General features: G+C 72.5%; 1 protein-coding gene and 1 rRNA gene. Both read right to left on the bottom strand.

All coding sequences use genetic code 11. From position 1 onward, the window contains the following. Positions 1–735 (bottom strand): hypothetical protein (locus AB0O09_RS38770; RefSeq protein WP_363550528.1); only part of this gene is annotated, 735 nt, incomplete at its 3' end. Positions 736–915: 180 nt separating this feature from the next. After that, positions 916–1,001: ribosomal RNA gene (gene rrf / locus AB0O09_RS38765) — 5S ribosomal RNA — on the bottom strand; the annotation flags it as partial.

Raw genomic sequence — 1,001 nt, 5'->3', positions numbered from 1 at the left:
GACGCTCACGGTCACCGTACGAAGGACGGTCATCGCGACGCGGACGGTCACCGTACGAGGGACGGTCGTCACGGCCGCGGTAGCCACCGCCACCGCCGGCGGGGCGGTCGTCACGGCCGCGGTAGCCACCGCCACCGGACGGACGGTCCCCGTACGAGGGGCGGTCGTCCCGACGCGGGCGGTCACCGTAGGAGGGACGGTCGTCACGACGGAACTCGCCACGCGGGCGGTCGTCCCGACGCTCACGGTCACCGTACGAAGGACGGTCATCGCGACGCGGACGGTCACCGTACGAGGGACGGTCGTCGCGCCCGCGGTAGCCACCGCCACCGCCGGCGGGGCGGTCGTCACGGCCGCGGTAGCCGCCACCACCGGACGGACGGTCCCCGTACGACGGGCGGTCGTCCCGACGCGGACGGTCACCGTAGGAGGGACGGTCGTCACGGCCGCGGTAGCCGCCGCCACCGGACGGACGGTCCCCGTAGGAAGGACGGTCGTCGCGGCGCGGTCGGTCACCGTACGAGGGGCGGTCGTCACGGCGGTAACCGCCCTCGCCGCGGTCGTCACGGCGCGGGCCGCGGTCGCGGTCGTTCGACCAGCCCCCGCGCGACCGGGGCTGGTAGCCGCGGCCGTCGTCCGATCGACGCTCGGGACGGTCCTGGGGCGGGTTCGACATTCCGGTGGCTCCTTCTGCTGCTTCAGCTCGGCCGTTTCGACGTCCGTCGGCAGCGACACCAACGCCCTGTACGGCCCGGCGCCGGCCGTACGGCCGCACGCCTCTTCCATTGTCCGGCATCGGGTGCCGAGCCGCGTCCGGGCTCGAACTCCCTTGCCGTGGTTGCTCGTTCGTGTCCGCGGAAAACACAAAAGGCCGCGGCCCCAGCGAATCGCTGGGGCCGCGGCCTTTGAAGAATTGTTCGGCGGCGTCCTACTCTCCCACAGGGTCCCCCCTGCAGTACCATCGGCGCTACGAGGCTTAGCTTCCGGGTTCGGAATGTAAC

The sequence above is a fragment of the Kitasatospora sp. NPDC093679 genome, assembly GCF_040683455.1.
In the GTDB taxonomy this organism is placed as follows: Bacteria; Actinomycetota; Actinomycetes; order Streptomycetales; family Streptomycetaceae; genus Kitasatospora; species Kitasatospora arboriphila.
Note: the sequence above shows the minus strand (reverse complement) of the source record. Positions and strands in the feature narration are given on the sequence as shown.